Raw genomic sequence first — 25,982 nt, 5'->3', positions numbered from 1 at the left:
CGATGCGAGGCAGGCGGGCGCCGTCACGGCTTGCGCCCGAACGCCTCGCGCAATTTGCGCTTCGCGCGTTCGAGCGTCGTGCGGCGCGTTTTCGGCAGCGTGCGGCCGGCGCGATTCACGTAGAAGTTCAGCATCGACATCGCCGACTGGAACGGCGTGGCCTTGCGACGGCGGCTATGTTCGGCGGAGCGCTTGAGCGAAGCGGCGATCTCGCCGGGATCGTCCGACTTGAAGATGTCGGGCTCGATGTCGAGCGCATCGCTCTTTTGCATGACGTCCGCGGACCAGCGCTTGCGCGGATGCGAAGCGTGGCCGCGGGTGCGTCCCGGACGGCGGGTCGCGCGTTTACCGTGCGGATGGGAAGCGGAAGCTGAAGGCATGGCGGGGCTCCGTACGGGTTCGGGATGACGGGTGACGGGGCCGCAAGCCGCGTGCCGCGCCGGCTGACCGGCACGGGCCTTGCTGAATCGCATGGGCAGGACAGACATTCCACGACCAGCGATTCCATTGACGGAGAACGCTCCATGAAACCAGCATCCGAATCGAAAGCCGCCGCGCGCCGGATCGCCGCATGCGCGGCCGTCGCGCTCATCGCCGCGGCGCCGGCCGCGTGGGCACAGAATTCGCAACGCCCGGGTGAGGGCACCGGCGCGCCCATCCTGTCGCCGCCGGACGACACGTCGGCGCAGGGAACGGGCGGCATGTCCAACGGCAATACCGCGGCGCCGCCGCCGGGGACCCGCATGCAGGAGCCGCGCGGCACCCGCTCGCACGTCCGTCCGCAAGTACGGACCAAGCCGGGCGGCCCGAGCGGTGCCGGAACCGGCGGTAGCGGCAGCACGGGCGGCGGTGGCGCTGCCGGCGGCAGCGCAGGCGGCGGTGGCGCAGGCGCAGGTGGCGGCGGCGCGGGCGGCACCGGCGGCGCGGGTTCCAGCGGTTATTGACGATTCCCGTGTCGCGCCGGCATGGCCGGCGCGGCGCGATGGCGGCCGGCGGCCCCCCGGCCGTCACGCCGCCACCACGCAGGAGAACATCATGCAATCGAATTACCGAACTACGTTCGACGCAATCGACCTCGATACCGACGACGTCGATAGCGACGAACTCGATACGGCGGTGAATCTCGATGTCGAGACCGGCAGGATCACCTTTCATGCGGCGTGGGCGCTTGCGCCCCATGCACCGCAGGGCATCGCGCGGCACTCGGTCGTGCTCGCGCTCGACTGCGACACGATGGCGCGCTACGCGGACCTCGACGACGGCGCGCGGATGCGCGTGCACGCGATGCTGCACGACAGCGTGCAGGCCACGCTCGAATCGCTGTCGGACGCCACCGAGGACCTGACGGTGACGGTCGAACTGACCGATGCGATGCTCGACGCCGCGCGTCACCTGCAATGAGCGCGGCGCGCGCAGTCGCGTTACATATTCCGTTGAAATCTTTGCAGGCGCCGCGCCGCCCGACCTGCGGCGAACCACGCGCACCATGCGGCGGCAGACCTGGGGGCCATCGTTGGCCGCTACCGGGGTCGTGCCCTGTCGAAATCGGCTCGTACGATTTGCCTCGACGAGGCCGCGGCACGCCGTTTGCTTCGCGACGGGCATGGCACGACCGGTGCCGCAACATAACAGGGAGCATTCCATGACAGGCAAGCTGGACCATTGCAAGGTGGCGATACTCGCGGTCGACGGCTTCGAGGAAGCCGAGCTCGTCGAGCCGCAGCGCGCGCTGAAGGCGGAAGGCGCGCAGGTCGACGTGATCTCGCAGAAGCCCGGCGAGATCCAGGGGTTCAGGCACGTCGACAAGGGCGATCGCGTGAAGGTCGACCATACGTTCGACGATGCGCGCATCGGCGATTACGACGCGGTGGTACTGCCGGGCGGCGTCGTCAACGGCGACGCGATCCGGATGCTGCCGGCCGCGCGCGAATTCGTGACCGCGGCCGTCGGCGCGGGCAAGCCGATCGCGGCGATCTGCCATGGCGGCTGGCTGCTCGTGTCGTCGGGGCTGGTCGAAGGCCGCACGATGACGAGTTGGCCGAGCCTTCAGGACGACATCCGCAACGCGGGCGGCAAGTGGGTTGACGAGGAGGTGGTGCGTGACGGCAACCTGATCACGAGCCGCAAGCCCGACGACCTGCCTGCATTCAACGGCGCGCTGGTGCAGTCCCTCGCGTCGCGAGGAGCGTGAGCGATGCCGACCGAATCCGTTCACCGCGCGAGACTGACCGACGCGCCGCCGGAATTCGACGGCGCGGTGATGCAGATGCGCTTCGTCGTCGAGTTCGACGGGAAGCCGCAGATCTGCGCGATCACGGTCGAGGCGCTCGAGGATCATTTCGGCGCGCGCTCCGCGCTCGAGGCCGACCTGCGCGAAGCGTTCGAACGCGGCCGTGCACGCATCGAAGCCGCGTGCGCGGAAGTGCTCGCCGACGGCAAGGGCGGCACCGAGCTGCACAGCGGCTACTTCCGCGTGCAGGACAAGGCGGCGGGCAATACGGCCCGCGCCGGCATGGCCCGCTCGCGGAAATCGTAAGCCGCCGGGGGCGAGGTCGCGCGCACGCCGTATCGGCCTCGCCGTCGCGCCGGCGTTGCCGCTCCGTTACACGCGGTTGAAAACTTTGCAGCGGCCGTCACGCGACTCGCAGGGACACATCGCGCCGCGCGCAGGCCGCGCGCGGCGCGGCTATGTTCCACATACTGGCATGCTCCCTGCATGTAGCTTCCGATGTAGGCGCCCGATGCGCGCCCGCGCCGACGCGGTGCGCTGCCGCATCGCACGAAGCTGGACACGGGGGAGACGAACATGCTGACAGCCCATGAATTTGCCGCGCTGTTCCTGGTGCACCGCGCGCCGGAGCAGATTCAGAGCGACCGCGACGACGTCGTCGCGCTGGTCGAACAACAATTGATCGAGATACGTTGTGACGCGTCGGGCGCGAGCCGTCCCGCGCTCACCCCCGACGGATTGTCGATCGTGCAGTGCATGCAACGGCACGGCGGCTCCGACGCGTGAGGCAATCGCGTAACGCGATCGCACCATCCTTCGCCGGCGCCGGCGCCGGCGCCGGCCGGCACGCGGCTCAGCGCGCGAGCGCGACCGGCGCGTTGACTTGCACGACGGGCGTATCGTCGTCGAACGGCGGCGCGTGCACGAAGTGGTCGATCACGCCGGGTTCGAACAGCAGGCAGTAGGTCGAGCCGCCGTACTGGAAATAGCCGATCTCCTCGCCCTTGTCGATGCGCTGCCCCGGCATGACCTCGATCACGCACGACGACACGTCGCCCATCCCGACGAACACGCCCACGACGGTCCCAATCCCCGGATCGTCGCAGTCGATCGCGATCACCGCGCGCGCGGCCACCGCCGTCATGTAGCCCTGCGAATCGTTGAGCCCGGCCGGATCGGGGCCTTCGGCTTCCGCGACCGAATAGTAGGTGCCGTCGACGCGGTACGCATGCGTGACGGTGCCGCGCACCGGCGCGTGCCAGCGGTGATAGTTGTACGCGCTCAGATATGCCTGATAGAGGTCGCCGCCGACGAAACGTTCGGCGAGCGGCAGTCGCGCCGGCGTGAAGATGTCGCGCAGCGAATAGGGCTGCCCCTTGATCCAGAACTTGTCGCGGATCTTCAGGCTGGACTCGGTGTGATACGGCTGGGCCTCGCACGCGCTGACGATCACGTGCGGATCGCCCGGCGCCGCGACAGGCCGCGCATCCGCGCGAAACCGGCGCGTGAAGAAGTCGTTCCACGAAGCAAAGCCCCAGTGCGGCTGATCTTCCTGATACTGGAACTGCGACAGGCCCAGCCGCTCGCGCGCTTCGTCGCAGAACCAGCCGTCGGGCGCCGATGTGTCGAGATGCGTGCACGAATGCGGGCCGCCGAGGAAGTCGCACCATACGTTCAGCACCTGCTTCAGGTGCGCGTTGACCGCCGCGTCGCGAAACACCGCGTGGCCCGACGGCATGCACATCGGCCAGTCGAGGAATGCGTTCAGCGGGCACACGATCAGGCTCGATTCGCTGAACGGCGGCGTGTAGGTCATCAGGTGGTCGATCACGGTCATCAACTCGCCGATCGACGCGTAGCCGAGCTTGCGGCCCGATTCGAGCGCCTCGTCGATCGCGCGCGTGAGGCTCATGCGCAGCACGGCATTGTCGTCGAACAGCCGCGCGAGTTCCTGCACGGCCGGCGTGCGCAGCCGTTCGCCGGCATGCGCGCGCGCTTCGCCCGCAATTTTTTCACGATACGCGGCCATGTGCGCTTCCTCGCTGGCCATCCATCCGCCGAGGCGATGGCGGGTGGCGGGCGTGCTGCGGTCGGTCGGCATGGTCACCTCCGGTTGGGGTACGAAACGGATAGCAAGAAAGAGCAAGGCGCTTGCCCGACGCGCGGCACCGAAATTGCGGCGCCCGGACGATGGTTTCTTCTTTTTCTTCTTTCGATGACTCAGGAGGGCAAACATGAATGCGGATTCGAATGGACGACAGACCAACGATGCGGCTTCGACCGGCGAGCGCCGCGGCGGCGAGCAGCGGACCGTGGCACCGACCCGCACGCGGGCGCGGGTGCGCGCGGCGACGTCGCGTGAGCCGACGCGGCGCAGCGAGCGCAGGAGCGACAACGGGCCGGTGACGACGGGCGGGAATGACGCGACAGGCAAGCCGCTTTGGGAGGACGACAGCGGCGAGATGCCGCCGGAAGAATGGTCGTGATGATGTAACGGGGGCCGGGCGGGGCCGGTGCGGTGCCGGTGGCTCAACCGCCCGGTTCTGGCATGGCCCAGGCTTTTTTTGCGATGCGGAAGTTCCATCATTTCCACATTTCGAGTATTATCGAAACATGGAAACGAACCAGACCATCGCCGCGCTCTCTGCGCTCGCGCACGAATCCCGCCTCGCCGTCTTCCGCGCGCTCGTGCAGGCCGGCCCGTCGGGCTTGGCGGCCGGCCAAATCGCGACGCTGCTCGACGTGCCGCCGTCGTCGTTGTCGTTTCATCTGAAGGAACTGGCCCACGCGCAGCTCGTCACGAGCCGCCAGGAAGGCCGCTTCGTGTTCTATTGCGCGAACTTCGCGACGATGAACGGCCTCGTCGGCTACCTCACCGAGAACTGCTGCGGCGGCAATCCGTGCACGCCGGTGTCCGCCTGTTCGCCCGCCTGCTCCGACCCGACCTAAGCACCCGTTCACGCCCCCGCCGATGACCACCAACGTCCTGATCCTCTGTACCCACAACTCGGCGCGCAGCGTGCTCGCCGAGGGCATGCTCAATCACTGGGCCGCGAAGGTCGGCCGCGACGTGCGCGCGTACAGCGCCGGCAGTGCGCCGAGCGGCCGGCTCAATCCGTTCGCGCTGGACGCGCTGACGCGCGCCGGCGTCGACGTCAGCGGATACCGCAGCAAGAGCTGGGACGAATTCGTCGGCGACGGCGCGCCGGAAATGCGCATCGTCATCACCGTATGCGACAGCGCGGCCGCCGAGACTTGCCCGTACTGGCCCGGCAGCCCGGTGAAAGTGCATTGGGGCTACGCCGATCCGTCGAATGCGACGGGCGGCGATGCGGGCAAGCAGCTCGCGTTCGAACTGACGCGCGAGGCGCTCGGCTACCGGATGCTGCAACTGCTGGCGCTGCCGCTCGAACGCATGAGCAACGCCGAACTCCAGGCGGCATTGACCGCCATCGCGCAAAACTGAGCGGTCGCGCGGCGGCATGCACGAACCTGCATGCCGCGTGCCTTCCTCCATCCCGAGCCACGTCCGATGAACACGTCCAACGTCGTCCCGCCTCGCAACGCCGCCGTCAGGCCCGCGATCAACTTCTTCGAACGCTACCTGACGCTCTGGGTCGCGCTGTGCATCGTCGCCGGCATCGCGCTCGGCCAGCTGCTGCCCGGCCTGTTCCAGCGGATCGGCCGCATCGAGTATGCGCAGGTCAACCTGCCGGTCGGGCTGCTGATCTGGGTGATGATCGTGCCGATGCTCGTGAAGGTGGACTTCGGCGCGCTGCATGAAGTGCGCCGGCATGTGAAGGGGATCGGCGTCACGCTCGCGGTGAACTGGCTCGTCAAGCCGTTCTCGATGGCGTTCCTCGGCTGGCTGTTCGTGCGGCAGCTGTTCGCGCCGATGCTGCCGGCGGACCAGCTCGACAGCTACATCGCCGGCCTGATCCTGCTGGCCGCCGCGCCGTGCACGGCGATGGTGTTCGTGTGGAGCCGGCTCACGGGCGGCGATCCGCTGTTCACGCTGTCGCAGGTCGCGCTGAACGACAGCATCATGGTGATCGCGTTCGCGCCGCTGGTCGGGCTGCTGCTCGGGATGTCGGCGATTACCGTGCCGTGGGCGACGCTGCTCACGTCGGTCGTGCTCTACATCGTGATTCCGGTGATCCTCGCGCAGCTGTGGCGCAAGCGGCTGCTGAGGAACGGGCAGGGCGCGTTCGACGCCGCGATGGCGCGGATCGGCCCGTGGTCGATCGCCGCGCTGCTCGCCACCCTCGTGCTGCTGTTCGCGTTCCAGGGTGAAGCGATCCTCAAGCAGCCGCTGGTGATCGCGTTGCTCGCGGTGCCGATCCTGATCCAGGTGTTCTTCAATGCGGCGCTCGCGTACTGGCTCAACCGCGCGGTGGGCGAGAAGCACAACGTCGCGTGCCCGTCCGCGCTGATCGGCGCATCCAATTTCTTCGAGCTCGCCGTCGCGGCCGCGATCAGCCTGTTCGGTTTTCACTCCGGGGCGGCGCTGGCGACCGTCGTCGGCGTGTTGATCGAGGTGCCGGTCATGCTGCTGGTGGTGCGCATCGTGAACCGGTCGAAGGGCTGGTACGAGCGCGTGTGAGCCAACTCCGGAATCCCTCCATGACCGACCGACTGACCGACCTGCCGCAACTCGATCCCGCGTTGTTCCAGGTGCCGGACGCGAGCCGCTTGCGGCCGGCGTCGCCGTCCACCCATCCGCCGCGTTTTCTGCTGCTGTACGGTTCGCTGCGCGAGCGTTCGTTCAGCCGCCTGCTGGTCGAGGAAGCCGAGCGCCTGCTCACCGCGATGGGGGCCGAGGTACGCGTGTTCAATCCGAGCGGCCTGCCGCTGCCCGACGATGCGCCGGAGAGCCATCCGAAAGTCGTCGAACTTCGCGAACTGGTGATGTGGTCGGAAGGGATGGTGTGGTGCTCGCCGGAACGACACGGCGCGATGACGGGCATCATGAAGTCGCAGATCGACTGGATTCCGCTGTCGGTCGGCGCCGTGCGACCGACGCAGGGCAAGACGCTCGCGGTGATGCAGGTGAGCGGCGGCTCGCAGTCGTTCAACGCGGTGAACCAGATGCGCGTGCTGGGGCGCTGGATGCGCATGCTGACGATCCCGAACCAGTCGTCGGTGGCCAAGGCGTTCATGGAATTCGACGAAGCGGGGCGGATGAAGCCGTCGGCCTATTACGATCGCGTCGTCGACGTGCTGGAGGAACTGGTGAAGTTCACGCTGCTGACGCGTGATATCGGTCCGTATCTGGTCGACCGGTACAGCGAAAGGAAGGAAAGCGCGGAGGAATTGTCGAAGCGGGTGAATCAGCGCGCGATCTGACACGCAACGTGCCGTCAATCCAATCGGGAGTCGATGTCATGCTACTTCGCTCGGCAGCCGCCGTGTGAAGGCCGCCTTTGCACGAAACCGACTACAACTCGCGGCGCTTCGCATCGACTGCCACCAGCACCGCAACCGGCAATGCGGCCAGACAGCGAGCGAGCCGCATCGTGCCGTCCGGCGTCTCGACTTCGCTGCCGTCATTCAACCAGTCGATCCACCGCTCGCCGGCGCCGCGCGGCAGCACCACGGCCGTATCTCCCCATTCCCGAGGCTCGACGCGCGGCAATTCCGGCGCTTCGCCCAGCCAGCCGCACGCGAGCCGCGTGACGATCACCACGATCGTTGCGCTTTCGTCGCGCCTGGCGAACGCCACCGCATGCCGGCCGAGCCGGCCGCGCACGCGCAGCGGCACATAGGCGCCATCCGCGAACGTCGCGGGCCAGCGTGCGCGCAGCGCGAGCATCCGCTCGACGAGCGCGCGCTTCACGCGCGCATCGGGCCAGTGCCGCAGATACGCGGCGACCGGTTCGTCGACCCGTTCGGCCGCGAGCGCGGCAAACGGCACGTCGCGCCGGTTGTCCGGATCGACGAGCGAGTGATCCCATGACTCGGTTCCCTGGTACAGATCGGGCACGCCCGGCGACGCCATTCGCAGCGCCGCCTGCGCGAGACTGTTGACGACGCCGGCCGGCGCGATCCGCGCGACGAACGCATGCAGCCGATGCACGAAATCGCCGATGCCGCGCGGCGTCAGGATCGCGCGCACGAACTGCTCGCAAGCGCGCTCGTAGTCGGCGTCCGGCGCGAGCCAGTCCGTATGCTGTTTCGCTTCGCGCAATGCCTTCGTCTGCCAGCGCACCACGCGCTCCGCCAGCGCGGCAAGCCCGGTCGCATCGTCGGGCGCGAGCGCCGGCGGCCAGCAGCCGACGAGCGTCTGGTACAGCATCGCTTCCGCGGCCGGCCCCGGCGCCCACGCGAGATCGCGATGCGCGCCGCCGCGGTGCGGCTGGTTCAGCGCGGACCAGTCGAGCGACACCGCGCGCCACGCGTCGGGCATTTCGCTGAGCACCGCGAGCCGCATGCGCGCATCCTCGCCGCGCTTGTGATCATGCGTCGCGGTCGCGACGAGCGTATGGGGAACGGTGCGCGCGCGACGCCGATTGCGCGCATGGAACGCGCCGCGCGACAGGCTGAAGTCGCCCGCGTCGGCGCCGACCTCGTTGCGCGACAGCAATCGCCCGTACCGGTAGTTGGCCGTGTCCTCGACGCCCTTCGCGGCGAGCGGCGCGGTGAGCTGTGCGAACGCGACACGCGCCGCGTGCAGCAGCGCGGCATCCGCGCGCGGCGCGCGCATGCCCGGCAGCCCGAGCCAGCCGGCGACGCGATCGAGCGCGTAACGATCGGACGGGTCGACTGCGGCGCATGCCGCGTCGTACGCGAGCGTCAGCACGCGACCATCGGCGCCGGTGGGCTCGTCGCCTGGCGTCGGGTACATCCGGTACACGGGCAGATGCACGGCCAGTTCGCCCAGCACGCGATGGATCGCAATCTGGCTGACGTCGCGCGTCGCGGGCACCGCACGCGCGATGCGATGCAACGCTCGCGCGACGCGCGCGTGCTCGCCGGCGAGCTGGCGCTTCAGTACCCGCCGCTTGCCGGCCACCGCTTCCTGCGCGAACGAGCGCGCGGACCCCGACGCGGCCGCCCAGTGCGCGGCGAGCGGCGCGGCGCCGGCCGGATCGTGCAGCAGCGCGGCGACGTCGTTCATGAAGTCGTAGCCGGTCGTGCCGTCGACGCGCCAGTCGTCGCGCAGCGTCTCCCCCGGCGCGAGGATCTTCTCGACGACGACATACGGCCGCTCGTCGCGCTGCGCGGCGAGTCGCGCATGCAGGCGCCGGCAGTACGCGCGCGGATCGGCGAGGCCGTCGACGTGATCGACGCGCAGGCCGTCGATGTAGCCGGCCGCATGGAGGCCCAACGGCAGCGCGTGCACCGCGTCGAACACCGCATCGTCCTCGACGCGCACGGCCGCGAGCGTCGCGATGTCGAAGAAGCGCCGCCAGTTCAGCTCGTCGGCGGCGGTGCGCCACCACGCGAGCCGGTAGTGCTGGCGTTCGAGCAAGCGGTGCAGGCACGCGCGCGAGCGTGCGCGGCGCGGGTCGGCGCCGCGCAATATCGCGTCGAACGCATGCGGGCCTTGGGCGGCGGCGTAGTCGCGCAGCGCCGCGTGCGCGGCCGCGACACGCGGGCCACCACGCGCCGACGCGGTGGCGAAACGCTCGGCGAGCGCGTTCAGGTCCGCGCGGTTCGCGATGCGCAGGATTTCCGCGTAGGTCGCGATGGCGACCGGCAGCCGCCTGCCCGGGCACGCGATGAAAAAGCGCCCGGCCGATGGATCGGCGCCGAGCGTGATGTCGCCGGACGCGAGGGCGTCGCCGTAGGGCGCGCCGAGGCAGGGCAGCAGCACCTTGCCGTCGAGCGCCGCATCGGGCGGGTGCCAGTCGATGTCGAAGTAGCGTGCGTACGGGCTCGCCCGTCCCCATTCGAGCACGTCATTCCACCAGCCGTTCGACACGCCGCCGACGCCCATGTGATTCGGCACGATGTCGACGATCACGCCGAGGCCGCGCGCACGCAGCGCATCCACGAGGCGCCGGAAGCCGGCTTCGCCGCCGAGTTCCGTGCTGATCGCGCGATGGTCGACGGTATCGTAGCCGTGCAGCGAACCGGGCTCGGCCGTCGTGATCGGCGACAGGTACAGGTGGCTCACGCCGAGGCGCGCGAAATAGTCGGCGTGTGCGGCCGCGTCGTCGAACGTGAAGCCCGCGTGCAACTGCAATCGCAAGGTCGCGCGCGGCGTCATGCGTCGTCCTCCGGGGCTCGGCGCGCGTGCTCGATCGCCGCGATGCGTGTGCGCACGTCGGCGTCGAACAGCGAGTCGACCGCGCGCGGCAGCCGGCGCAGCCAGTTCGGATGGCCGCATGGCGGGCCGGGGAGATTCGGTTGCTCGTCGAGCGCGAGCAGATCCTCGAGCGGCACGATCGCGAGCGGCGACGGGCTGCGCGCGACGTACGCGAGGACGGCGCCGACCGGCGGCGTGTCGGCGGACGGAATCGGATCGCCGGCCGGTGCGCAGCCGGCGTGCTGCAACGCACGCCACAACGCCGCGCGGTCGGTGGTGCGTTCGGCCTGGGCGGCGCGGAGGTCGAAAGAAGCGGGGGGCAGCGCGTCGTGGCCGTCATCCGCGGCGGGCGCATCGCTGCGCAGGACCGGATCGATCCGTGCGTCGTGGCCGGTGTCGTGCGCGGCCGCGGCGCGGCCGACGTCGTCACCGGCAGGGTGCGGCTTGGCCGGCGCCGCAGCGGCCTCGGCCGCAACCTTCCGCCATTCGAGATCGACACCCCGCCACCAGCCGGCCACGGTCGGCAGGTCATGCGTCGACGTCATCGCGATCGTGTCGCGATCCCACGTGGACGGCGGCCGAAACGCGCCGTCCGCGTCACGTTCGAACCACAGCACGCGCATCCCGGCGATGCCCTGCGCGCCGAGGCGCTCGCGAAAACCCGCCGGCACCGTGCCCAGATCCTCGCCGATCGCGACCGCCCGGTGCCGCGCGGCCTCCAGCGCGACGAGCCTCACCAGATCGTCGAGCGGATAACGCAGGTACGCGCCGTCGCGCGCCGATCCGCCTTCCGGCACGATCCACATCCGCGCGAAGCCGAGCACATGATCGATGCGGATTCCGCCGGCATGGGCGAAGGCCGCGCGCAACAGGTCGATGAACGGCGTGAAGCCGTTCGCGCGCAGCGCGGCGGGTGTCCACGTCGTCACGCCCCACGCCTGGCCGTCCGCATTGAACAGGTCGGGCGGGGCGCCGACCGACACGCCGCGCAACAGCGTCGTGCCGTGCGCCCACGCGTCGCTGCCCGCGCGATCGGATCCGACCGCGAGGTCGGCGATCAGCCCGACCGCCATCCCGGCATCGCGCGCCGCCTGCTGCGCGCCGCCGAGCGCGCGCGACGCGCACCATTGCAGGAACGTATGGAACGCAATCGCGTCGGCATGGGCATGCGCGAATGCGTCGACCTCGGCCGTGGCTGGCATCCGCCATTGCGCGGGCCATTGCCGCCAGTCCGCGCCAATGCCGTGTTCGACGCAGAACGCCTGCAGCGCGTCGAAGCGCGCATGCGCGTCGAGTGCCGTACCGCCCGCCGCGCGAAACTGCTCGAACGCGTCGCGCGCAGGCTCGCCGTTCGCACGCCACGCATCGAAGCACGCGCGCAGGCGGCGCAGTTTCAGCGGCAGCACCTGTGGCCAGTCGATCAGCGGCGTTTCCGGCGCGGGTGCGACGCCCGCCGCCGCGCCGTTCGTGCGCCGCACGACATCGGCCCCCGGTACGGCATCGCAGTCGAGATACGCGACGTTGTGCCAGCGCCGCGACGACGGCGAATACGGGCTGTCGTGGTCGGGCAACGCCGGATAGCCGGCGTGCGTCGGGCTGATCGCGACCGCGTCGGCGCCGTGCCGCGCGGCCTGCGCGGCGAGGCGCGCGAGCGCGGTGTAGTCGCCGGAGCCGTCGTCGCCCGCGCGCCGCAGGCCGTAGAGCTGGGCCGAGATACCCCAGCGGCGCGGCGCATCCGGCAGGCCGTCGGCAGCCGCAAACGGCCGCGCGCGCGGCGGCGCGATCGCGAGCCCGATGCGGTGCTCGCCGATGTCGAGCGTGTGATAGCCGGGCTGCGCGAGCGGCGGCAGCCTGCCGTATTCGCCCGCGCCGGCCACGCGCCCGTCGATGTGCTCGCCCGATTCCAGCGTGATCCGCCAGCGCGCGCCGCGCGGCGCGACGCTGCGCGGCAGCGTCAGCGGCACGCCCGCATCGCCCGTCACGACCGGCGGCGCGGCGTCGTGCGCATCGACGAGCGCGGCCGCGCTGTCGACCCGCTCGATCGGCGTGCCGCAGGGCCAGCCGAGCGCATCGACGAGCGCGACGAGCGAATCGTCGGTCACGCGCCGCGCGACGCCGCCCGCGTCGATCCAGTCGGGTTCGAGCCCGGCCGCGCGCGCGAGTTCGGCGATCGGTACGTCGGTCGTCATGGTCGCGTGTGCCCGTTCGCGCGGTGTTTCAGCGCATCGTGGTTGACCGCGCCGTCGCGCCACGCGATGCAGGTGCGAGGGGGCAGCCGCTGGTCGGCGAGCCGGTCGCGCGCGCGCGGCGGCGTCTCGAACACGATCTTGCCGACCGGCAGCGCGGGCAGCACCGCGTCATGCGAGCCGGGATTGAACGCGATCGTCAGCGTGCTGCCGTCGCCGAGCCGCCAGCGCGCGACGAGCGCCTCCGGTTCGGGGCTAACGTGACCAGCCAGCAACTCGACGCCGAGCGCGCGCGCGCCGGGCAGGTGCGGCGTCACCAGCGCCGCGCGCACCGTCAGCGCGCTGCGATAGAAGTGCCGCCATGCATCGGCGTCGGGCCACGCATCGTCGTCCGCGTGGGCCGGCGACGAACGCACGAACGTGGCGACGTCGTTCGGATCGGGGATCGCATCGCGATGCGCGGGATCGGCGAACGCGGAAAACGCGGCGAACTCGCGGCGACGGCCTTCGCGCACCGCATCGGCGAGCTCGTCGCGATAGTCGGTGAAGAACTGGAACGGCTGCGTGCTGCCGTCTTCCTCGCCCATGAACAGCAGCGGGATCTGCGGCGCGAGCAGCATCAACGCGGTCGCGGCGCGCACCGCGTCGTCGTTCGCGAGCGCGCGCAGCCGTTCGCCGAACGCGCGGTTGCCGATCTGGTCGTGGTTCTGCAGGAACGTGACGAACGCGGTCGGTGGCAGGTGCGCGCTCGGCTCGCCGCGTGGCGCGCCGTCATGCAGCGGCGACGGCTCGCCCTGATACGCGAAGCCTTCGCCGAGCGTGCGCGCGAGACGGCGCAGCGGCGCGTCGGCATACGCGCGGTAGTAGCCTTCGTGCTCACCTGTCAGCAGCACGTGCGCGCTGTTGTGGAAGTCGTCGTTCCACTGCGCATCGAAGCCGTTGGGCCCGAGCAGGCTCGCGGTATTGCGTTCGTTCTCGAGCACCAGATGCACGTGGCGCGCATCGCCGAAATGCGTGCGCACGCGCCGGGCCAGCTCGCGCAGCCACGCATCGTCGTCGATCGCATGCGCGGCGTCGATGCGCAGGCCGTCGAAACGGAATTCGTCGAGCCAGTACAGCGCGTTGTCGATGAAGAACGCGCTCGTCTGCGCGCGCGAGAAATCGATCGCCGGGCCCCACGCCGTCTGCCGGTCCGCGCGGAAAAATTCAGGCGCATAGCGCGGCAGCAGGTTGCCGTCGGGCCCGAAGTGGTTGTACACGATGTCGAGAAACACCTGCAGTCCGAGCCCGTGCGCGGCGTCGACGAGCGCCTTCAGCTCCTCGGGCCGGCCGTATGACGCAGCGGGCGCGAACGGCAGCACGCCGTCGTAGCCCCAGTTGCGCGCACCGGGGAACGCGTTGACGGGCATCAGCTCGAGCGCGGTCACGCCGAGCGCGGCGATGTCGGGCAGGCGCCGCTCGACGCTCGCATAGCCGCCGCAGGCACCGACGTGCAGCTCGTACAGCACCGTCTCGTGCCATGGCCGGCCGCGCCACGCGTCATTGCGCCAGCGGTACGCGGCCGGATCGACGACCTGGCTCGGGCCGTGCACGTCGGACGGCTGGAAGCGCGACGCGGGATCGGGCACCGCGAGACCGTCGTCGAGCAGGAAGCGGTACAGCGTGCCGGCGCCGCAGCGCGCGACGATCTCGAACCAGCCGTCGCCGGCGGCCTGCATCGCGATGCGCTCGTCGCCGTGCAGTTCGACCGCGGCCGTGCGGCTCGCGGGCGCCCACAGCCGGAAGCGGGTGTGCTGCGCGTCGACGCAGGTCGCGCCGAACGACGACGCGAACGCGTGCGTGCCGGTTGGTGGGGCGGTACGTGACGACATGGCGGTTCCTCACGAGGGCAGGTCGGGTGGCACGGCCGCGACCGCGATCACGGCCGTGTGCGCGGCGACGTCGAGGCCGGCCTCCGGCCACGAGCGCGGGCCGGAGTCGGGCGTCGCGGTGTCGAGCAGCACGCGGTAATCGAGCACCGGCGCGGGCGGCTTGAACTTGATGGTGCCGGCCGACGCGTTCAGCATTACGAGCAACGCCTCGGTGCGCCCGGTGCGGCCGGTGCCGACGCGCCGCATCGTCAGCGCGCGGCGCTCGCCGTCTTCCCACGCGGGCACGCTCAGCTCGAGGCCGTGTTCGTCGAACCAGCCGATCTCGCGCATGCCCGGCGCGCCGTCGCGGTCGCCCGACGGATAGCGCGGCGCGGACATCACCGGGTACATGCGCCGCAGTGCGGCGAGCCGCGACACGAAACGGATCATCTGGACGCCTTCTTCGCTGTGCGCGAGGTCCCAGTCGAGCCACGATATTTCGTTATCCTGGCAATACGCGTTGTTGTTGCCACGCTGCGTGCGGCCGAATTCGTCGCCGGCGACGATCATCGGCGTGCCGAGCGCGGTAAACAGCGTCGCGAGCATCGAGCGCGCGACACGCGCGCGCAGGTCGAGGATCGACGCATCGTCGGTGGCGCCTTCGACGCCCCAGTTCGCGCTGCAGTTGTCGTCGCGGCCGTCGCGGTCGTCCTCGCCGTTGGCCTCGTTGTGCTTGTGCGCATACGACACCAGATCGGCGAGCGTGAAGCCGTCGTGCGCGGTGACGAAATTGACCGATGCCCAGGTCCGGCGCCGTTGGTGGTTGAACAGGTCGGCCGAGCCAGCGAGCCGCGCGGCGAGTTCCGGACGTTGGCCCGCATCGCCGCGCCAGAAGCGCCGCACCGTGTCGCGAAAGCGGTCGTTCCATTCGGCGAAGCCGGGCGGATGACGGCCCAGCTGATAGCCGCCGAGGCCGAGATCCCACGGTTCGGTGATCAGCTTGCGCTGCGCGAGCACCGGATCCTGCCGCAACGCGTCGAAAAACCCCGCGCCCGGCTCGAAGCCGTGATCCTCGCGGCCGAGCGTCACGCCGAGATCGAAGCGAAAGCCGTCGATGTTGAACGCGGTGGCCCAGTAGCGCAGCGAATCCATCACCATCTGCACGACGCGCGGATGCGACAGGTTCAGCGTGTTGCCGCAGCCGGTCTCGTCGACGTGGTAACGCCGGTCGTCCTGCCGCAGCCGGTAGTAGCTCGCGTTGTCGAGGCCGCGCCACGACAGCGTCGGGCCGAGCTCGTTGCCTTCGCACGTGTGGTTGTAGACGACGTCGAGCACGACCTCGATGCCGGCCGCGTGCAGCTGCCGGATCGCGATGCGCATTTCGTCAAGCCGCCGCGTCGTCAGGTACGACGGCTCCGGCGCGAAGAACGCGGCCGTGTCGTAGCCCCAGTAATTGCGCAGCCCGCGGTTCACCAGCGCCCGCTGCTGCAGGAACGCGTGCACCGGCAGCAGCTCGATCGTCGTCACGCCGATCGACAGCAGGTGATCGATGAATGCCGGATGCGACAGCGACGCGAACGTGCCGCGCTCCGGCACGCGCAGCCCGGCGCGGCGCATCGACGTGCCGCGCACGTGCGTCTCGTAGATCACGGTACTGCGCCACGGCACGTCCGGGCGACGGTCGTTGCGCCAGTCGAACGCCTCGTCGACGACCACGGCCTTCGGCATCGCGGGCGCCGAGTCGCGGCGGTCCATCGACAGGTCCGCGCGGTTCGAATGCACGCGATAGCCGAACAGCGCGTCGGACCAGCGGAACTGGCCGACCAGCTTGCGCGCATACGGGTCGAGCAGCAGCTTGGTCGGGTTGAAGCGATGGCCGTGCTGCGGCTGGTACGGGCCATCCGCGCGAAAGCCGTATACGGTGCCCGGATGCGCGTTCGGCAGGTAGCCGTGCCACACCTCGTCGGTGCATTCGGGCAGGTCGAGGCGCGCGAGTTCCTTGCGGCCGGTCGGATCGAACACGCACAGCTGGATGCGCTGCGCGTGCGCGGAAAACACCGCGAAGTTGGTGCCAAGGCCGTCCCACGTGGCGCCGAGCGGATAGCAGCGGCCGGGTTCGAGACGGGAAGGCAGGGCGGTCGGCATGGGGGGATTGTCTCCGTGTCGAGGGCGCCGGGCGTCAGGCCGGGCTCAGCCATAGGGTCGCGAGCGGGGGCAGGCGCAAGGTGGCCGACCACGACTGGCCGTGCGAGGGTACGTCCTCCGTCCACACGGCGCCGTCGTTGCCGGCATTCGTGCCGCCATACACGGCGGCATCGGTGTTCATCAGTTCGCGCCAGTGCCCGGGCGCGGGCAGCCCGATGCGATAGCCGGGGCGCGGCACCGGCGTGAAGTTGCAGATCGCGACGACGAGGCGCCCGGTATCGTCGCGGCGCGCGAACGCGAACACGCTGTTGTCGCGATCGTCGCCGATCAGCCAGAAAAAACCGGACGCGTGACAGTCGAGCGCGTGCAGTGCCGGTTCGGCCGCGTAGGTGCGGTTCAGGTCGCGCACGAGCCGCTGCACGCCGCGATGCGCGGGTGCGTCGAGCAGGTCCCAGTGCGGCGTCGCATCGTGCGCGAACTCGGCCCATTGCGCGAATTCGCTGCCCATGAACAGCAGCTTCTTGCCCGGATGCGCCCACATGAAGCCGAAGTACGCGCGCAGCGTCGCGAGCCGCTGCCACGCGTCGCCCGGCATCTTCACGGCGAGCGAGCCCTTGCCGTGCACGACCTCGTCGTGCGACAGCGGCAGCACGAATCGTTCGGAGAACGCATAGACGAGCCCGAACGTCATCCGGTCGTGGTGATAGCGGCGATGGATCGGATCCTCGCGCACATACGACAGCGTGTCGTGCATCCACCCCATGTTCCATTTGAAGTCGAAGCCGAGCCCGCCGTCGCCGGTCGACGCCGTGACGCCCGGCCACGCGGTCGATTCCTCCGCGAAGGTGACGACGCCCGGCGGCGCGAGCGCACCGTGCAGCGTGTCGTTCAACGTGCGCAGGAACGCGACCGATTCGAGGTTCTCGCGCCCGCCGTGGATGTTCGGCACCCATTCGCCTTCGTTGCGCGAATAGTCGCGATACAGCATCGACGCGACCGCGTCGACGCGGATTCCGTCGACGTGATAGCGGCGCGCCCACGCGAGCGCGGACGCGATGAGGAACGCGCCGACCTCGTTGCGTCCGAGATTGAACACGCAGGTGTTCCAGTCCGGGTGCATGCCTTCGCGCGGATCGGCGTGCTCGTACAGCGCGCTGCCGTCGAATTGCGCGAGGCCGTGCGCGTCGTTCGGGAAGTGCGCGGGCACCCAGTCGACGATCACGCCGATGCCGGCCGCATGCGCGCGGTCGACGAAGCGCGCGAAGCCGTCGACCGGCCCGAAGCGCGCGGAAGGCGCGAACTGCGCGAGCGGCTGGTAGCCCCACGAGCCGCCGAACGGGTATTCGGAAATCGGCATGAACTCGACGTGCGTGAAGCCCATGCCGCGCACGTACGGGATCAGCCGCTCGGCGAGTTCGTCCCAGGTCGCGCTGCGGTCCATCTCCTCGGGCACGCGCTGCCACGATTCGGCATGTACCTCGTAGATCGACCATGGCATGCGGAAGCGCCGGTCCGCGGGCGGCCGCGCGTGCAGCCAGCCGTCGTCGTGCCATGCGAACGCGTCGAGCGCCGCGGTGTCGGCGACGACGGACGCGGTGCGCGGCGGTGCTTCGGTCGCGCGCGCGCACGGGTCGGCCTTGTGCGGCAGCACGTGTCCGTCGGCCGCGCGCAGCTCGTACTTGTAGTGTTCGCCGGCGCCGATGCCCGGCACGAACAGCTCCCAGACGCCCCACGGCCGCCGCAGCCGCATCGGATGCCGGCGACCGTCCCACATGTTGAAGTCGCCGACGACCGATACGCGCTGCGCGTTCGGCGCCCACACCGCGAAGCGCACACCGTCGATGCCGTCGACGCGCGTGGGCGTCGCTCCCAGGCAGTCGAGCACGGCGGCCGGGTCGCCGGCCGCGAAACGCGCGAGCTCGGCCTCGTCGAGCAGCGTGCCGAACGCGTACGCGTCGTCGGTGATCTGGCGCGTGTCCGGCCAGTCGATGGCCAGCCGGTAGCGGCCGTCGTGCGCGAGCGTGCCCGCGAAGCAGCCGGCGTCGTCGACGCACGCGAGCGCGCCGAGTTCGTCGCCGTCGGGCGTCACCGCGCGCACGCGCTGCGCGCCGGGCAGCAGCGCGCGCACGACGACGCGGCCGGCGTCGGCGTGCGGGCCGAGACACGCGAACGGGTCCGGATGGCGGCCGGCGAGCAGCGCGTCGATGTCGGTGCGGTCGAACAGCATGTCGGTCATCGGTTGCCTCCGTGGTCGGGCGCGCGGTCGGTCGCGAGCAGGCGTTCGATCAGCGCGGCGAGGCCGCCGACCGGCACGCCGAGCCAGTCGGGGCGATTCGCGGCTTCGTAGCACAGCTCGTACGACGCCTTGTCGATCAGGAACAGCGCGAGCAGGCGGTCCGCGTAACGCGGGTCGACGAAGCGCTCGGGCGCCTGATCGGCGGCCGCGCGATAGCATTCGACGAAGCGGTCGGCGGCGGCCTGCCCGAAGCGGTCGAACAGCGCGCGCTTGCGGCCGGCCGTCTGCGGCGGCGCCTTCTCGATCGCGAACTGCGCGGTGGCGCTCACGTACGACAGCGAGCGCAGCAGGCCGGCCACGTCGCGCAGCGGATGCGATTTCGCGCGGCGCCGGTCGAGCGCGCGCGCCGGCTCGCCTTCGAAGTCGATCAGCAGCGCGTCGCCTTGCACGTCGAGCACCTGGCCGAGGTGGAAATCGCCGTGAATGCGCGTGCATTGCGCATCGAGCGTGCGCGGCACGAGTTCGCCGATGGCCTGCACGGCCGCGTCGCGCGACGCGAGCAGCGTGTCCGCCGCCGCGCGGTTGACCGGATCGAGCTTGTCGAGCTGCGTGCGCAGCACGTCGAGCGCGCGCTCGAACGACGCGATCGCATCGACGCACCAGCCGTCGACGTGCTCGGGCGTCGCGGCTTCGGGCGCGAACGCGGGATCGTCGGACGGTTGCGCGAGCGCGACGTGCAACTGGCCGAGCCGCGTGCCGATGATGCCCGCGAACGCCGCGTAGCCGAGCAGCGCATCGGGTTCGTCGTCGACTTCGGTTGCGTCGCCGTCGCCCGCGGCCGGTAGCGCGAGTTCGTCGATCGCGCGCCGCAGGAAGTCGAACGAACGCGTCCACGCGTCGCCCTGGTTGTCGACGTAGCGCTGCAGGATCGCGACCGTATGCGGTGTGCCGTCCGGATCGACGTGCACGACCTCGCCCGCGAGCGTCGCGGTGTTCGCATAGCCGATCCGCGTCAGGTGCCGGCTCATCTCCGCTTCCGGATGGATGCCGTGCGCGACCTTGCGCACGAGCTTCAGCACGATCGCGTCGCCGATCACGAGCGAGCTGTTGCTCTGCTCGGCCGCGAGCCAGCGCACCTCGGCCTCGTCGCCGGGATCGAGCCCGGCGAGCGCGTGTTCGGGCAGGAAGTCGAGGCGGCCGCCGTCGGACGTCGGGACCGTCGCGCCGTCGCGCAGCTTGTGCAGCATCCCGCGCGCGAACGCCGGCAGCGCGAACGCGTCGGTCAGGTAGCCGACCGTATGGCCGCGCCGCACGCGGGCGAGCGCGAGCTGCGCGAACAGCGGATGCGAGGTCTCGCCGCCCCATGCGGTGGCGAGCGGCACGACATAGCGCTCGACGCCGCCGTCGCTCGCGGACACCCAGGCCTCCGCGTACTGGAACGGTTCGTCCGGCATCGGCGTGACGACGTTCAACCACGCGTCGCCGATCTTGCGATCCTTCGACGCGAACCAGCGCCGCCGCGTGAGCCACGACGCGAGCGCATCGTGCGCGAGCGTGTGCAGTTGCCCGACGTCCGGCCGCGCATCGCCGCGCCGCATCACGATCGTCACGTATTCGGGCAGCGGCTCCGCGTGCGGCTGTCGCCACGACGGCTCGCGGCCGTGCTCGGACAGCACGAACCACAGGAAGCCGTATGGCGGAAAGGTCAGCAGGTACGTGAGCTGCCCGATCGGCGGAAACGCCGAGTCCGACGTCATCTCGATCGGCACGCGGCCCGCGAATTCGGACAGGTCGAGCTCGACCGCCTGCGACGCGCGCGACAGGTTCGCGACGCACAGCACCGTCTCGTGGCCTTCGAGCTCGCGCAGGTATGCGAGCACCTTGCGGTTGTCCGGACGCAGGAAGCGGATCGAGCCGCGGCCGAACGACTGCGTCGCGCGGCGCGTGGACAGGATCCGGCGGGTCCAGTTCAGCAGCGAATGCGGGTCGCGCGTCTGCGCCTCGACGTTGACCGCGTCATAGCCATACAGCGCGCCCATCACGGGCGGCAGCACCAGCAGTTCCGGGTCCGCGCGCGAGAAGCCGCCGTTGCGGTCGGACGACCATTGCATCGGCGTGCGCACGCCGTCGCGGTCGCCGAGGTGGATGTTATCGCCCATGCCGAGCTCGTCGCCGTAGTAGATCACCGGCGTGCCGGGCATCGACAGCAGCAGCGAGTTGATCAGCTCGATGCGGCGCCGGTCGCGCTCCATCAGCGGCGCGAGGCGGCGCCGGATCCCGAGGTTGATCCGCGCCCGGCGGTCGCTCGCGTAGGTCTGCCACAGCAGGTCGCGCTCCGAGTCGGTCACCATCTCGAGCGTCAGCTCGTCGTGATTGCGCAGGAACACGGCCCACTGGTTGCTTGGCGCGAGCGCCGGCGTCTGCCGCATGATGTCGATGATCGGGAAGCGGTCCTCGCTCGCGATCGACATGTAGATGCGCGGCATCAGCGGAAAGTGGAACGCCATGTGGCATTCGTTCTCCTCGCCGAAATATTCCTGCACGTCCTCCGGCCACTGGTTCGCTTCCGCGAGCAGCATCCGGTTCGGATACTCGGCGTCGATCGTCGCGCGGATCCGCTTCAGGATCGCATGTGTTTCCGGCAGGTTCTCGTTGTTGGTGCCTTCGCGCTCGACCAGGTACGGCACCGCGTCGAGCCGCAGCCCGTCGATGCCGAGATCGAGCCAGAAGCGCATCACCTGGATCACCTCGCGTACCACAGCCGGGTTGTCGAAGTTCAGGTCCGGCTGGTGCGAGTAGAAGCGGTGCCAGTAGTACTGGCCGGCGATCGGGTCGTGCGTCCAGTTCGATGTTTCGGTATCCAGAAAGATGATCCGCGTGCCCGCGTATTTCGTGTCGGTGTCGGACCACACGTAGTAGTCGCGATGCATCGAGCCGGGCTTCGCGCGCCGCGCGCGCTGGAACCACGGATGCTGGTCCGACGTGTGGTTGATCACGAGCTCCGTGATCACGCGGATGCCGCGCGCGTGCGCTTCGCGAATGAAGCGCCGCACGTCGGCGAGCGTGCCGTAGTCGGGATGCACGTCGCGGTAGTCGGCGATGTCGTAGCCGTCGTCGCGGCGCGGCGACGGGTAGAACGGCAGCAGCCAGATCGTGTCGACGCCGAGCTCGGCGATGTAGTCGAGCTTCATGATCAGGCCCGGGAAGTCGCCGATCCCGTCGTTGTTCGAGTCGTAGAACGACTTCACGTGTACCTGGTAGATGATCGCGTCCTTGTACCACAGCGGATCGTCCGCGCAGAGCGCGGGCGCGCGTCGCCGTGAACGGCGCCGGCGCGGCGTGCCGGCCGGTGCGAGGGACGGGAATTGCGCGCGACGCACGTCGTCGAGGGGATCTTCGCGTTTCATCATCCGTGTGCTCCGGAATGGCCCCGGGCATCGGCCGGGTCGGGCGCCGCCGCTCGCGCGGCGCCGGGAGACGGCGCGAGCCGCCAGATCGCATACGGCCGCACGTGCGGGTCGAGCGATACGTACTGGCGATGCCCGCGCCAGGTTTCGGCATGCGCGGCGTCCTGTTCGAGCGCGTCGAGCGGTTCGCCGTCGACGAGCCCGAAGCCGCGCCACAGCGCCGCATCGAGCGTGAAATTCGCGGCCTGCGGATGCCACGGGTCGAGGCTGATCGCCACTGCGACGACGCTGTCGTGCGCGGGCGTCGCCTTCACGAACACCAGCACCTGGTCGTTGTCCGCATCGACGAAGGTGAGGCCGAGATGGGTCTGCAGCGCCGGATGGTCGCGCCGCGCGCGGTTCAGCCGCGCGATTTCGCCGCCGATGTGCGCGGCCTTGCGCCAGTCGCGCACGCGCAGCTCGTATTTCTCCGCGTCCGCGTATTCCTCGCTGTCGGGCAGCGGCGCCGATTCGCCGATCTCGAAGCCCGAGTACAGGCCCCACGACCCGGCGAGCGTCGCCGCCAGCGCCGCGCGGATCACGAACTGCGAGCGCGGCGCGTTCTGCAGGTGGCGCGGATTGATGTCGGGCGTGTTCACGAAGAAGTTCGGCCGGAAGAACTCGCGTGCGGGGCCGGCCGTCAGCTCGGTCAGGTAGTCGATGAATTCGCGCTTCGTCTCGCGCCACGTGAAATACGTGTACGACTGCGAGAAGCCGATCTTCGCGAGCCGGTACATCATCCCCGGCCGCGTGAACGCCTCCGACAGGAACACCACGTCCGGATGCTTGCCGCGCACGTCGGCGATCATCCACGCCCAGAACGGCAGCGGCTTCGTGTGCGGATTGTCGACGCGGAAGATCCGCACGCCGGCGTCGACCCAGAACAGCACCGCGTCGCGCAGCGCGACCCACAGGTCGGGCAGCGCATCCGGCGCGTAGAAATCAGGGTTCACGATGTCCTGATAGCGCTTCGGCGGATTCTCCGCATAGCGCAGCGAGCCGTCGGGCCGCCACGCGAACCAGCCCGGATGCGCGGCGAGCCACGGATGATCGGGCGAGCACTGGATCGCGAAGTCCAGCGCGATTTCCAGCCCCTGCGCATGCGCCGCGTCGACCAGCGTGCGGAACGACGCGAGCGTGCCGAGCTGCGGATGCACGGCCGTGTGGCCGCCTTCGGGCGAGCCGATCGCGTACGGGCTGCCGACGTCGTCGGGGCCAGCCGTCAGCGTGTTGTTGCGGCCCTTGCGCGCCGTCGTGCCGATCGGATGGATCGGCGGGAAATACAGCACGTCGAAACCCATGTCGCGGATGCGCGGCAATTGCGCGATCACGTCGTCGAACGTGCCGTGCCGGTGCGGGTCGTTGCTCGCCGAGCGCGGGAACATCTCGTACCAGCTCGAGAAGCGCGCGGCGCGACGTTCGACGTCGACCGGGTAGACCGCATCGTCGTGCGTGACGAATGGCCGGTAGCGCAGCGCCGCGTACGCGTCGGCGAGTGCGGGCGCGCCGAGCAGTTCGAGCCGCTTGTCGGGCGATGCGTCGTTGAATTCGGCCGTGAGCTGTTCCATCCGCGTGCGCGCGCGCCGGTCGGCCGGATCGGCGTGCTTCAACGCGGTCGCGAGCAGCAGCTGCGCCTCGCGTAGCTCCAGCGTCACGTCCTGGCCGGCCGCGCGCTTCCTCGCGATGTCGGTGACGAGCGATGCCCAGTCGTCGCGCCATGCGATCACGCGGAACGCGTGGCGGCCGAGCCGGTCGAGTGTGATGCGCGCGTGCCAGCGATCGTTCGGCTCCGCGACGAACGGCACTTCTCGCCATGTGTCCTCGTCGTCCGCCCGCCATTGCAGCGCGGCCGCGAGATGCGCGTGGCCGTCCGTGAAGATCGATGCGTGCACAACCAGTGTTTCGCCGATCACACGCTTGATCGCGAAGCGGCCGCCGTCGACCGCCGGCTCGACGCGCTCGATCGCGATCCGGTCGGCCGCGAGCGCGGCCGACAGCGCGGTGCGCTCGCCCGCGGCATCGGTGCGAGCGAGCGCGGGCGGCGCGCGCCGCGCGTCGAGCAGCGCATAGCCGCCGGGCTCCAACGTGAAAGCTTGCAGCGCGACCGGCGCGGCGGGCGCCGGCTTGCGCGCGCCGTTCGGTGGCGAGACGTGCGTGAAGCCGCCCGGCACGCCGGGCAGGATCGTCGCGGGATCGACGTGCGTCGGCGCATCGAGATCGGGATTCAACGCGATCAGCAGGGCGGTGTCGTCGTGTTCGAGCGACGGACCGCTGCCGCGCAGCAGCGCCGTTGCGCGCGCGCCCGGCGCGCTCAGTTGCGCGATTTCGCCGCGCTCGGCCGCGATCGGTGTCGCGCGGCGCCATGCATTCGCGTCGGCGATCGCGCCGGACAGGTCGAAGCGCGCGTCGTCCAGCGCGGCGCGATAGCGTGCGGCGTCCGCGTCGCGCGCCATCAGCGGCAGCGTGACGCCGCGCTCGAAGCCCATCGGCACGAGCCAGCCGGTGCCGACCGCGGCGGCGGTCCACAGCGCGCGGTGGTACGCGCGGGCGACCGTCTCGTCCGGCGCGGTGTTCCAGTTGTCGGCGAGGCGCGGGCCGTCGATCGCATCGGGAAACGCGATCGGCGAGCCGATGCGCCGCAGCAGCCGGTGTTCGTCGACGAACCACGGCGCGTGCAGATCCCACCAGCGTACCGACGAGAACACCGCATCGAAGCCGGCCGCCTCGAGCTGGGCGAGCGCGTCGCGCGCATGGCCGGGCACGCCGGCCAGCACCGCGACGTCCGGGCGCGCGCGGCGCAGTGCCGCGCGCCAGCCGGGCCACCACGCGGCCGGCAGGTGATGCGGCGCGTCGATCAGGAAACCCGACGCACCGGCATCCGCGAACGTGGCGAGATGCGTGCACCACCACGCGGACAGCGCGTCGTGCGCGGCGTCTTCGCCGACCTGGGCATGCGCGACGTCCATTTCATGGGCGGCGCTGCGCGGATCGATCAACGCGTCGTCGTGCGCGCGCTCGACGTACCAGTCCGGATGCTCGGCGCGCAGCGGGTTGTCGCGCGCGATGCGGTCCGGCACCACTTCGAGCAGCACGCGCAGCCCGTGGCCGTGCGCGAGCTGCGCGAGCCGCGAGAACGTCTCGAGCGCGCCGGCGCGCGTCGCGAACGTCGCCGCCGGCCGGTGGAAGTCGGCGACGTGGCGCGGGAAGCCCGCGACGCTGGCGGCCCAGAAGCCGCCGATCAGCACGTGGTCGAAGCCCATGCCGGCGATGTGCTGGAACGTGTCGGGCCATGCATCGAGCGGGCCGACGAGGCGGGCGTCGCAGAAGTAGATGTGAGGAGCGAAGGGCGGTGTGGGGTTCATGGGTAGCGTGTGCGGGCGGCGGCCGGATCGGCAACAGGTGTGCTTGTCGCAATGCGTGTTCCTGCTGGGATGCGGGCGGGTTGCAAACGCGCACGCGCGATTCGCGGCGGTTTGGATGGTCGTTTTTTGCAGCCTGGGGCGCGGTGGCGGTGTTTTTACGCAGGAGCGCGTGATCAAGGAGGGAGGCCGGCAGAGTGAAACTTTTGCCAATGGCGTCGAGATACCAATGAAAAACTCGGCGCGTGCGGTGGCCGAGGTGTTGGTCGTTGGAAGTGC

The 25,982-nt window shown here is 70.2% G+C and carries 19 protein-coding genes; 10 read left to right on the top strand and 9 right to left on the bottom strand.

The features are described 5' to 3' along the window. Nucleotides 1–23: 23 nt before the first annotated feature. Complete coding sequence (locus ACP26O_RS29510) at nucleotides 24–380, bottom strand: DUF3175 domain-containing protein (RefSeq protein WP_011660514.1); 357 nt, start codon at nucleotides 378–380, stop codon at nucleotides 24–26. 144 nt (nucleotides 381–524) lie between these two features. Between ACP26O_RS29510 and ACP26O_RS29505 the strand changes: the two genes are divergently transcribed. The 5 genes from ACP26O_RS29505 to ACP26O_RS29485 all read left to right on the top strand — a co-directional run bounded on the left by ACP26O_RS29505 (nucleotide 525) and on the right by ACP26O_RS29485 (nucleotide 3,016). Then, nucleotides 525–944 carry a hypothetical protein gene (locus ACP26O_RS29505; RefSeq protein ID WP_175701350.1) on the top strand — a complete coding sequence of 140 codons (420 nt, stop codon included), beginning with the start codon at nucleotides 525–527 and terminating at the stop codon, nucleotides 942–944. A gap of 91 nt (nucleotides 945–1,035) precedes the next feature. After that, on the top strand, nucleotides 1,036–1,401 hold the full coding sequence (locus ACP26O_RS29500) for a DUF3022 domain-containing protein (RefSeq protein WP_012372653.1): 366 nt from the start codon (nucleotides 1,036–1,038) through the stop codon (nucleotides 1,399–1,401). Nucleotides 1,402–1,642: 241 nt separating this feature from the next. Next, the gene (locus ACP26O_RS29495; RefSeq protein WP_011660511.1) at nucleotides 1,643–2,191 is read left to right on the top strand and encodes a type 1 glutamine amidotransferase domain-containing protein; all 549 of its coding nucleotides are present in this window, start codon (nucleotides 1,643–1,645) and stop codon (nucleotides 2,189–2,191) included. A gap of 3 nt (nucleotides 2,192–2,194) precedes the next feature. Continuing rightward, nucleotides 2,195–2,536, top strand: a complete 342-nt coding sequence (locus ACP26O_RS29490; RefSeq protein WP_011660510.1) for a DUF1488 domain-containing protein — start codon at nucleotides 2,195–2,197, stop codon at nucleotides 2,534–2,536. 270 nt (nucleotides 2,537–2,806) lie between these two features. After that, nucleotides 2,807–3,016 (top strand): hypothetical protein, encoded by a 210-nt coding sequence (locus ACP26O_RS29485; RefSeq protein WP_105832399.1) that lies wholly within the window; start codon nucleotides 2,807–2,809, stop codon nucleotides 3,014–3,016. A 67-nt stretch (nucleotides 3,017–3,083) separates the two neighbouring features. Here ACP26O_RS29485 and ACP26O_RS29480 read toward each other — a convergent pair whose 3' ends face one another. Continuing rightward, a complete protein-coding gene (locus ACP26O_RS29480) occupies nucleotides 3,084–4,331 on the bottom strand; it encodes a phosphatidylserine decarboxylase family protein (protein WP_175664704.1) in 1,248 nt (415 codons plus the stop codon). Nucleotides 4,332–4,464: 133 nt separating this feature from the next. On the opposite strand from ACP26O_RS29480, the gene ACP26O_RS29475 reads away from it, so the two are divergent. From ACP26O_RS29475 to arsH, 5 genes are all read left to right on the top strand, one after another. Continuing rightward, nucleotides 4,465–4,716, top strand: a complete 252-nt coding sequence (locus ACP26O_RS29475; protein ID WP_175664705.1) for a hypothetical protein — start codon at nucleotides 4,465–4,467, stop codon at nucleotides 4,714–4,716. 127 nt (nucleotides 4,717–4,843) lie between these two features. Further along, complete coding sequence (locus ACP26O_RS29470; RefSeq protein ID WP_175664706.1) at nucleotides 4,844–5,179, top strand: ArsR/SmtB family transcription factor; 336 nt, start codon at nucleotides 4,844–4,846, stop codon at nucleotides 5,177–5,179. Between the two features lie 22 nt (nucleotides 5,180–5,201). Continuing rightward, complete coding sequence (locus ACP26O_RS29465) at nucleotides 5,202–5,696, top strand: arsenate reductase ArsC (RefSeq protein ID WP_175664707.1); 495 nt, start codon at nucleotides 5,202–5,204, stop codon at nucleotides 5,694–5,696. A 66-nt stretch (nucleotides 5,697–5,762) separates the two neighbouring features. Then, on the top strand, nucleotides 5,763–6,833 hold the full coding sequence (arsB, locus tag ACP26O_RS29460) for an ACR3 family arsenite efflux transporter (protein WP_175664708.1): 1,071 nt from the start codon (nucleotides 5,763–5,765) through the stop codon (nucleotides 6,831–6,833). A gap of 20 nt (nucleotides 6,834–6,853) precedes the next feature. Further along, a complete protein-coding gene (gene arsH / locus ACP26O_RS29455; protein WP_105832405.1) occupies nucleotides 6,854–7,576 on the top strand; it encodes an arsenical resistance protein ArsH in 723 nt (240 codons plus the stop codon). Between the two features lie 91 nt (nucleotides 7,577–7,667). Here the strand turns inward: arsH and treY are convergent, their stop codons facing one another. The 7 genes from treY to ACP26O_RS29420 are packed head-to-tail and all read right to left on the bottom strand — an operon-like array spanning nucleotide 7,668 to nucleotide 25,706. Next, a complete protein-coding gene (gene treY, locus ACP26O_RS29450) occupies nucleotides 7,668–10,442 on the bottom strand; it encodes a malto-oligosyltrehalose synthase (protein ID WP_175664709.1) in 2,775 nt (924 codons plus the stop codon). After that, the gene (malQ, locus tag ACP26O_RS29445) at nucleotides 10,439–12,670 is read right to left on the bottom strand and encodes a 4-alpha-glucanotransferase (protein WP_175664710.1); all 2,232 of its coding nucleotides are present in this window, start codon (nucleotides 12,668–12,670) and stop codon (nucleotides 10,439–10,441) included. The genes treY and malQ overlap by 4 nt, the downstream gene beginning before the upstream one ends. Beyond that, complete coding sequence (treZ, locus tag ACP26O_RS29440; protein ID WP_175664711.1) at nucleotides 12,667–14,538, bottom strand: malto-oligosyltrehalose trehalohydrolase; 1,872 nt, start codon at nucleotides 14,536–14,538, stop codon at nucleotides 12,667–12,669. The genes malQ and treZ overlap by 4 nt, the downstream gene beginning before the upstream one ends. Nucleotides 14,539–14,547: 9 nt before the next feature. After that, nucleotides 14,548–16,662, bottom strand: coding sequence for a glycogen debranching protein GlgX (glgX, locus tag ACP26O_RS29435; protein WP_175664712.1), 2,115 nt, complete (start codon nucleotides 16,660–16,662; stop codon nucleotides 14,548–14,550). Between the two features lie 34 nt (nucleotides 16,663–16,696). Next, entirely contained in the window at nucleotides 16,697–18,898 is a 2,202-nt protein-coding gene (gene glgB / locus ACP26O_RS29430) for a 1,4-alpha-glucan branching protein GlgB (RefSeq protein WP_175664713.1), read from the bottom strand. Further along, complete coding sequence (treS, locus tag ACP26O_RS29425) at nucleotides 18,895–22,305, bottom strand: maltose alpha-D-glucosyltransferase (RefSeq protein WP_175664794.1); 3,411 nt, start codon at nucleotides 22,303–22,305, stop codon at nucleotides 18,895–18,897. Before treS ends, glgB begins: the two co-directional genes overlap by 4 nt. After that, complete coding sequence (locus ACP26O_RS29420) at nucleotides 22,305–25,706, bottom strand: maltotransferase domain-containing protein (RefSeq protein ID WP_175664714.1); 3,402 nt, start codon at nucleotides 25,704–25,706, stop codon at nucleotides 22,305–22,307. Before ACP26O_RS29420 ends, treS begins: the two co-directional genes overlap by 1 nt. Nucleotides 25,707–25,982: the final 276 nt, after the last annotated feature.

Origin of the sequence: Burkholderia sp. R-40 (assembly GCF_049942845.1) — a bacterium.
GTDB lineage: Bacteria > Pseudomonadota > Gammaproteobacteria > Burkholderiales > Burkholderiaceae > Burkholderia > Burkholderia ambifaria.
The sequence above is the reverse complement of the archived record's forward strand: the minus strand, read 5'-3'. Positions and strand labels throughout refer to the sequence as shown.

What these genes read in the sequence shown, in the direction of transcription:
- glgX (WP_175664712.1), bottom strand. Translation starts at nt 16,662, where the DNA reads ATGCCGACCGCCCTGCCTTCCCGTCTCGAACCCGGCCGCTGCTATCCG.
- ACP26O_RS29490 (WP_011660510.1), top strand. Translation starts at nt 2,195, where the DNA reads ATGCCGACCGAATCCGTTCACCGCGCGAGACTGACCGACGCGCCGCCG.
- ACP26O_RS29495 (WP_011660511.1), top strand. Translation starts at nt 1,643, where the DNA reads ATGACAGGCAAGCTGGACCATTGCAAGGTGGCGATACTCGCGGTCGAC.
- treY (WP_175664709.1), bottom strand. Translation starts at nt 10,442, where the DNA reads ATGACGCCGCGCGCGACCTTGCGATTGCAGTTGCACGCGGGCTTCACG.
- ACP26O_RS29510 (WP_011660514.1), bottom strand. Translation starts at nt 380, where the DNA reads ATGCCTTCAGCTTCCGCTTCCCATCCGCACGGTAAACGCGCGACCCGC.
- arsH (WP_105832405.1), top strand. Translation starts at nt 6,854, where the DNA reads ATGACCGACCGACTGACCGACCTGCCGCAACTCGATCCCGCGTTGTTC.
- glgB (WP_175664713.1), bottom strand. Translation starts at nt 18,898, where the DNA reads ATGACCGACATGCTGTTCGACCGCACCGACATCGACGCGCTGCTCGCC.
- ACP26O_RS29500 (WP_012372653.1), top strand. Translation starts at nt 1,036, where the DNA reads ATGCAATCGAATTACCGAACTACGTTCGACGCAATCGACCTCGATACC.
- ACP26O_RS29505 (WP_175701350.1), top strand. Translation starts at nt 525, where the DNA reads ATGAAACCAGCATCCGAATCGAAAGCCGCCGCGCGCCGGATCGCCGCA.
- arsB (WP_175664708.1), top strand. Translation starts at nt 5,763, where the DNA reads ATGAACACGTCCAACGTCGTCCCGCCTCGCAACGCCGCCGTCAGGCCC.
- ACP26O_RS29465 (WP_175664707.1), top strand. Translation starts at nt 5,202, where the DNA reads ATGACCACCAACGTCCTGATCCTCTGTACCCACAACTCGGCGCGCAGC.
- ACP26O_RS29475 (WP_175664705.1), top strand. Translation starts at nt 4,465, where the DNA reads ATGAATGCGGATTCGAATGGACGACAGACCAACGATGCGGCTTCGACC.
- ACP26O_RS29470 (WP_175664706.1), top strand. Translation starts at nt 4,844, where the DNA reads ATGGAAACGAACCAGACCATCGCCGCGCTCTCTGCGCTCGCGCACGAA.
- ACP26O_RS29485 (WP_105832399.1), top strand. Translation starts at nt 2,807, where the DNA reads ATGCTGACAGCCCATGAATTTGCCGCGCTGTTCCTGGTGCACCGCGCG.
- ACP26O_RS29420 (WP_175664714.1), bottom strand. Translation starts at nt 25,706, where the DNA reads ATGAACCCCACACCGCCCTTCGCTCCTCACATCTACTTCTGCGACGCC.
- treS (WP_175664794.1), bottom strand. Translation starts at nt 22,305, where the DNA reads ATGAAACGCGAAGATCCCCTCGACGACGTGCGTCGCGCGCAATTCCCG.
- ACP26O_RS29480 (WP_175664704.1), bottom strand. Translation starts at nt 4,331, where the DNA reads ATGCCGACCGACCGCAGCACGCCCGCCACCCGCCATCGCCTCGGCGGA.
- treZ (WP_175664711.1), bottom strand. Translation starts at nt 14,538, where the DNA reads ATGTCGTCACGTACCGCCCCACCAACCGGCACGCACGCGTTCGCGTCG.
- malQ (WP_175664710.1), bottom strand. Translation starts at nt 12,670, where the DNA reads ATGACGACCGACGTACCGATCGCCGAACTCGCGCGCGCGGCCGGGCTC.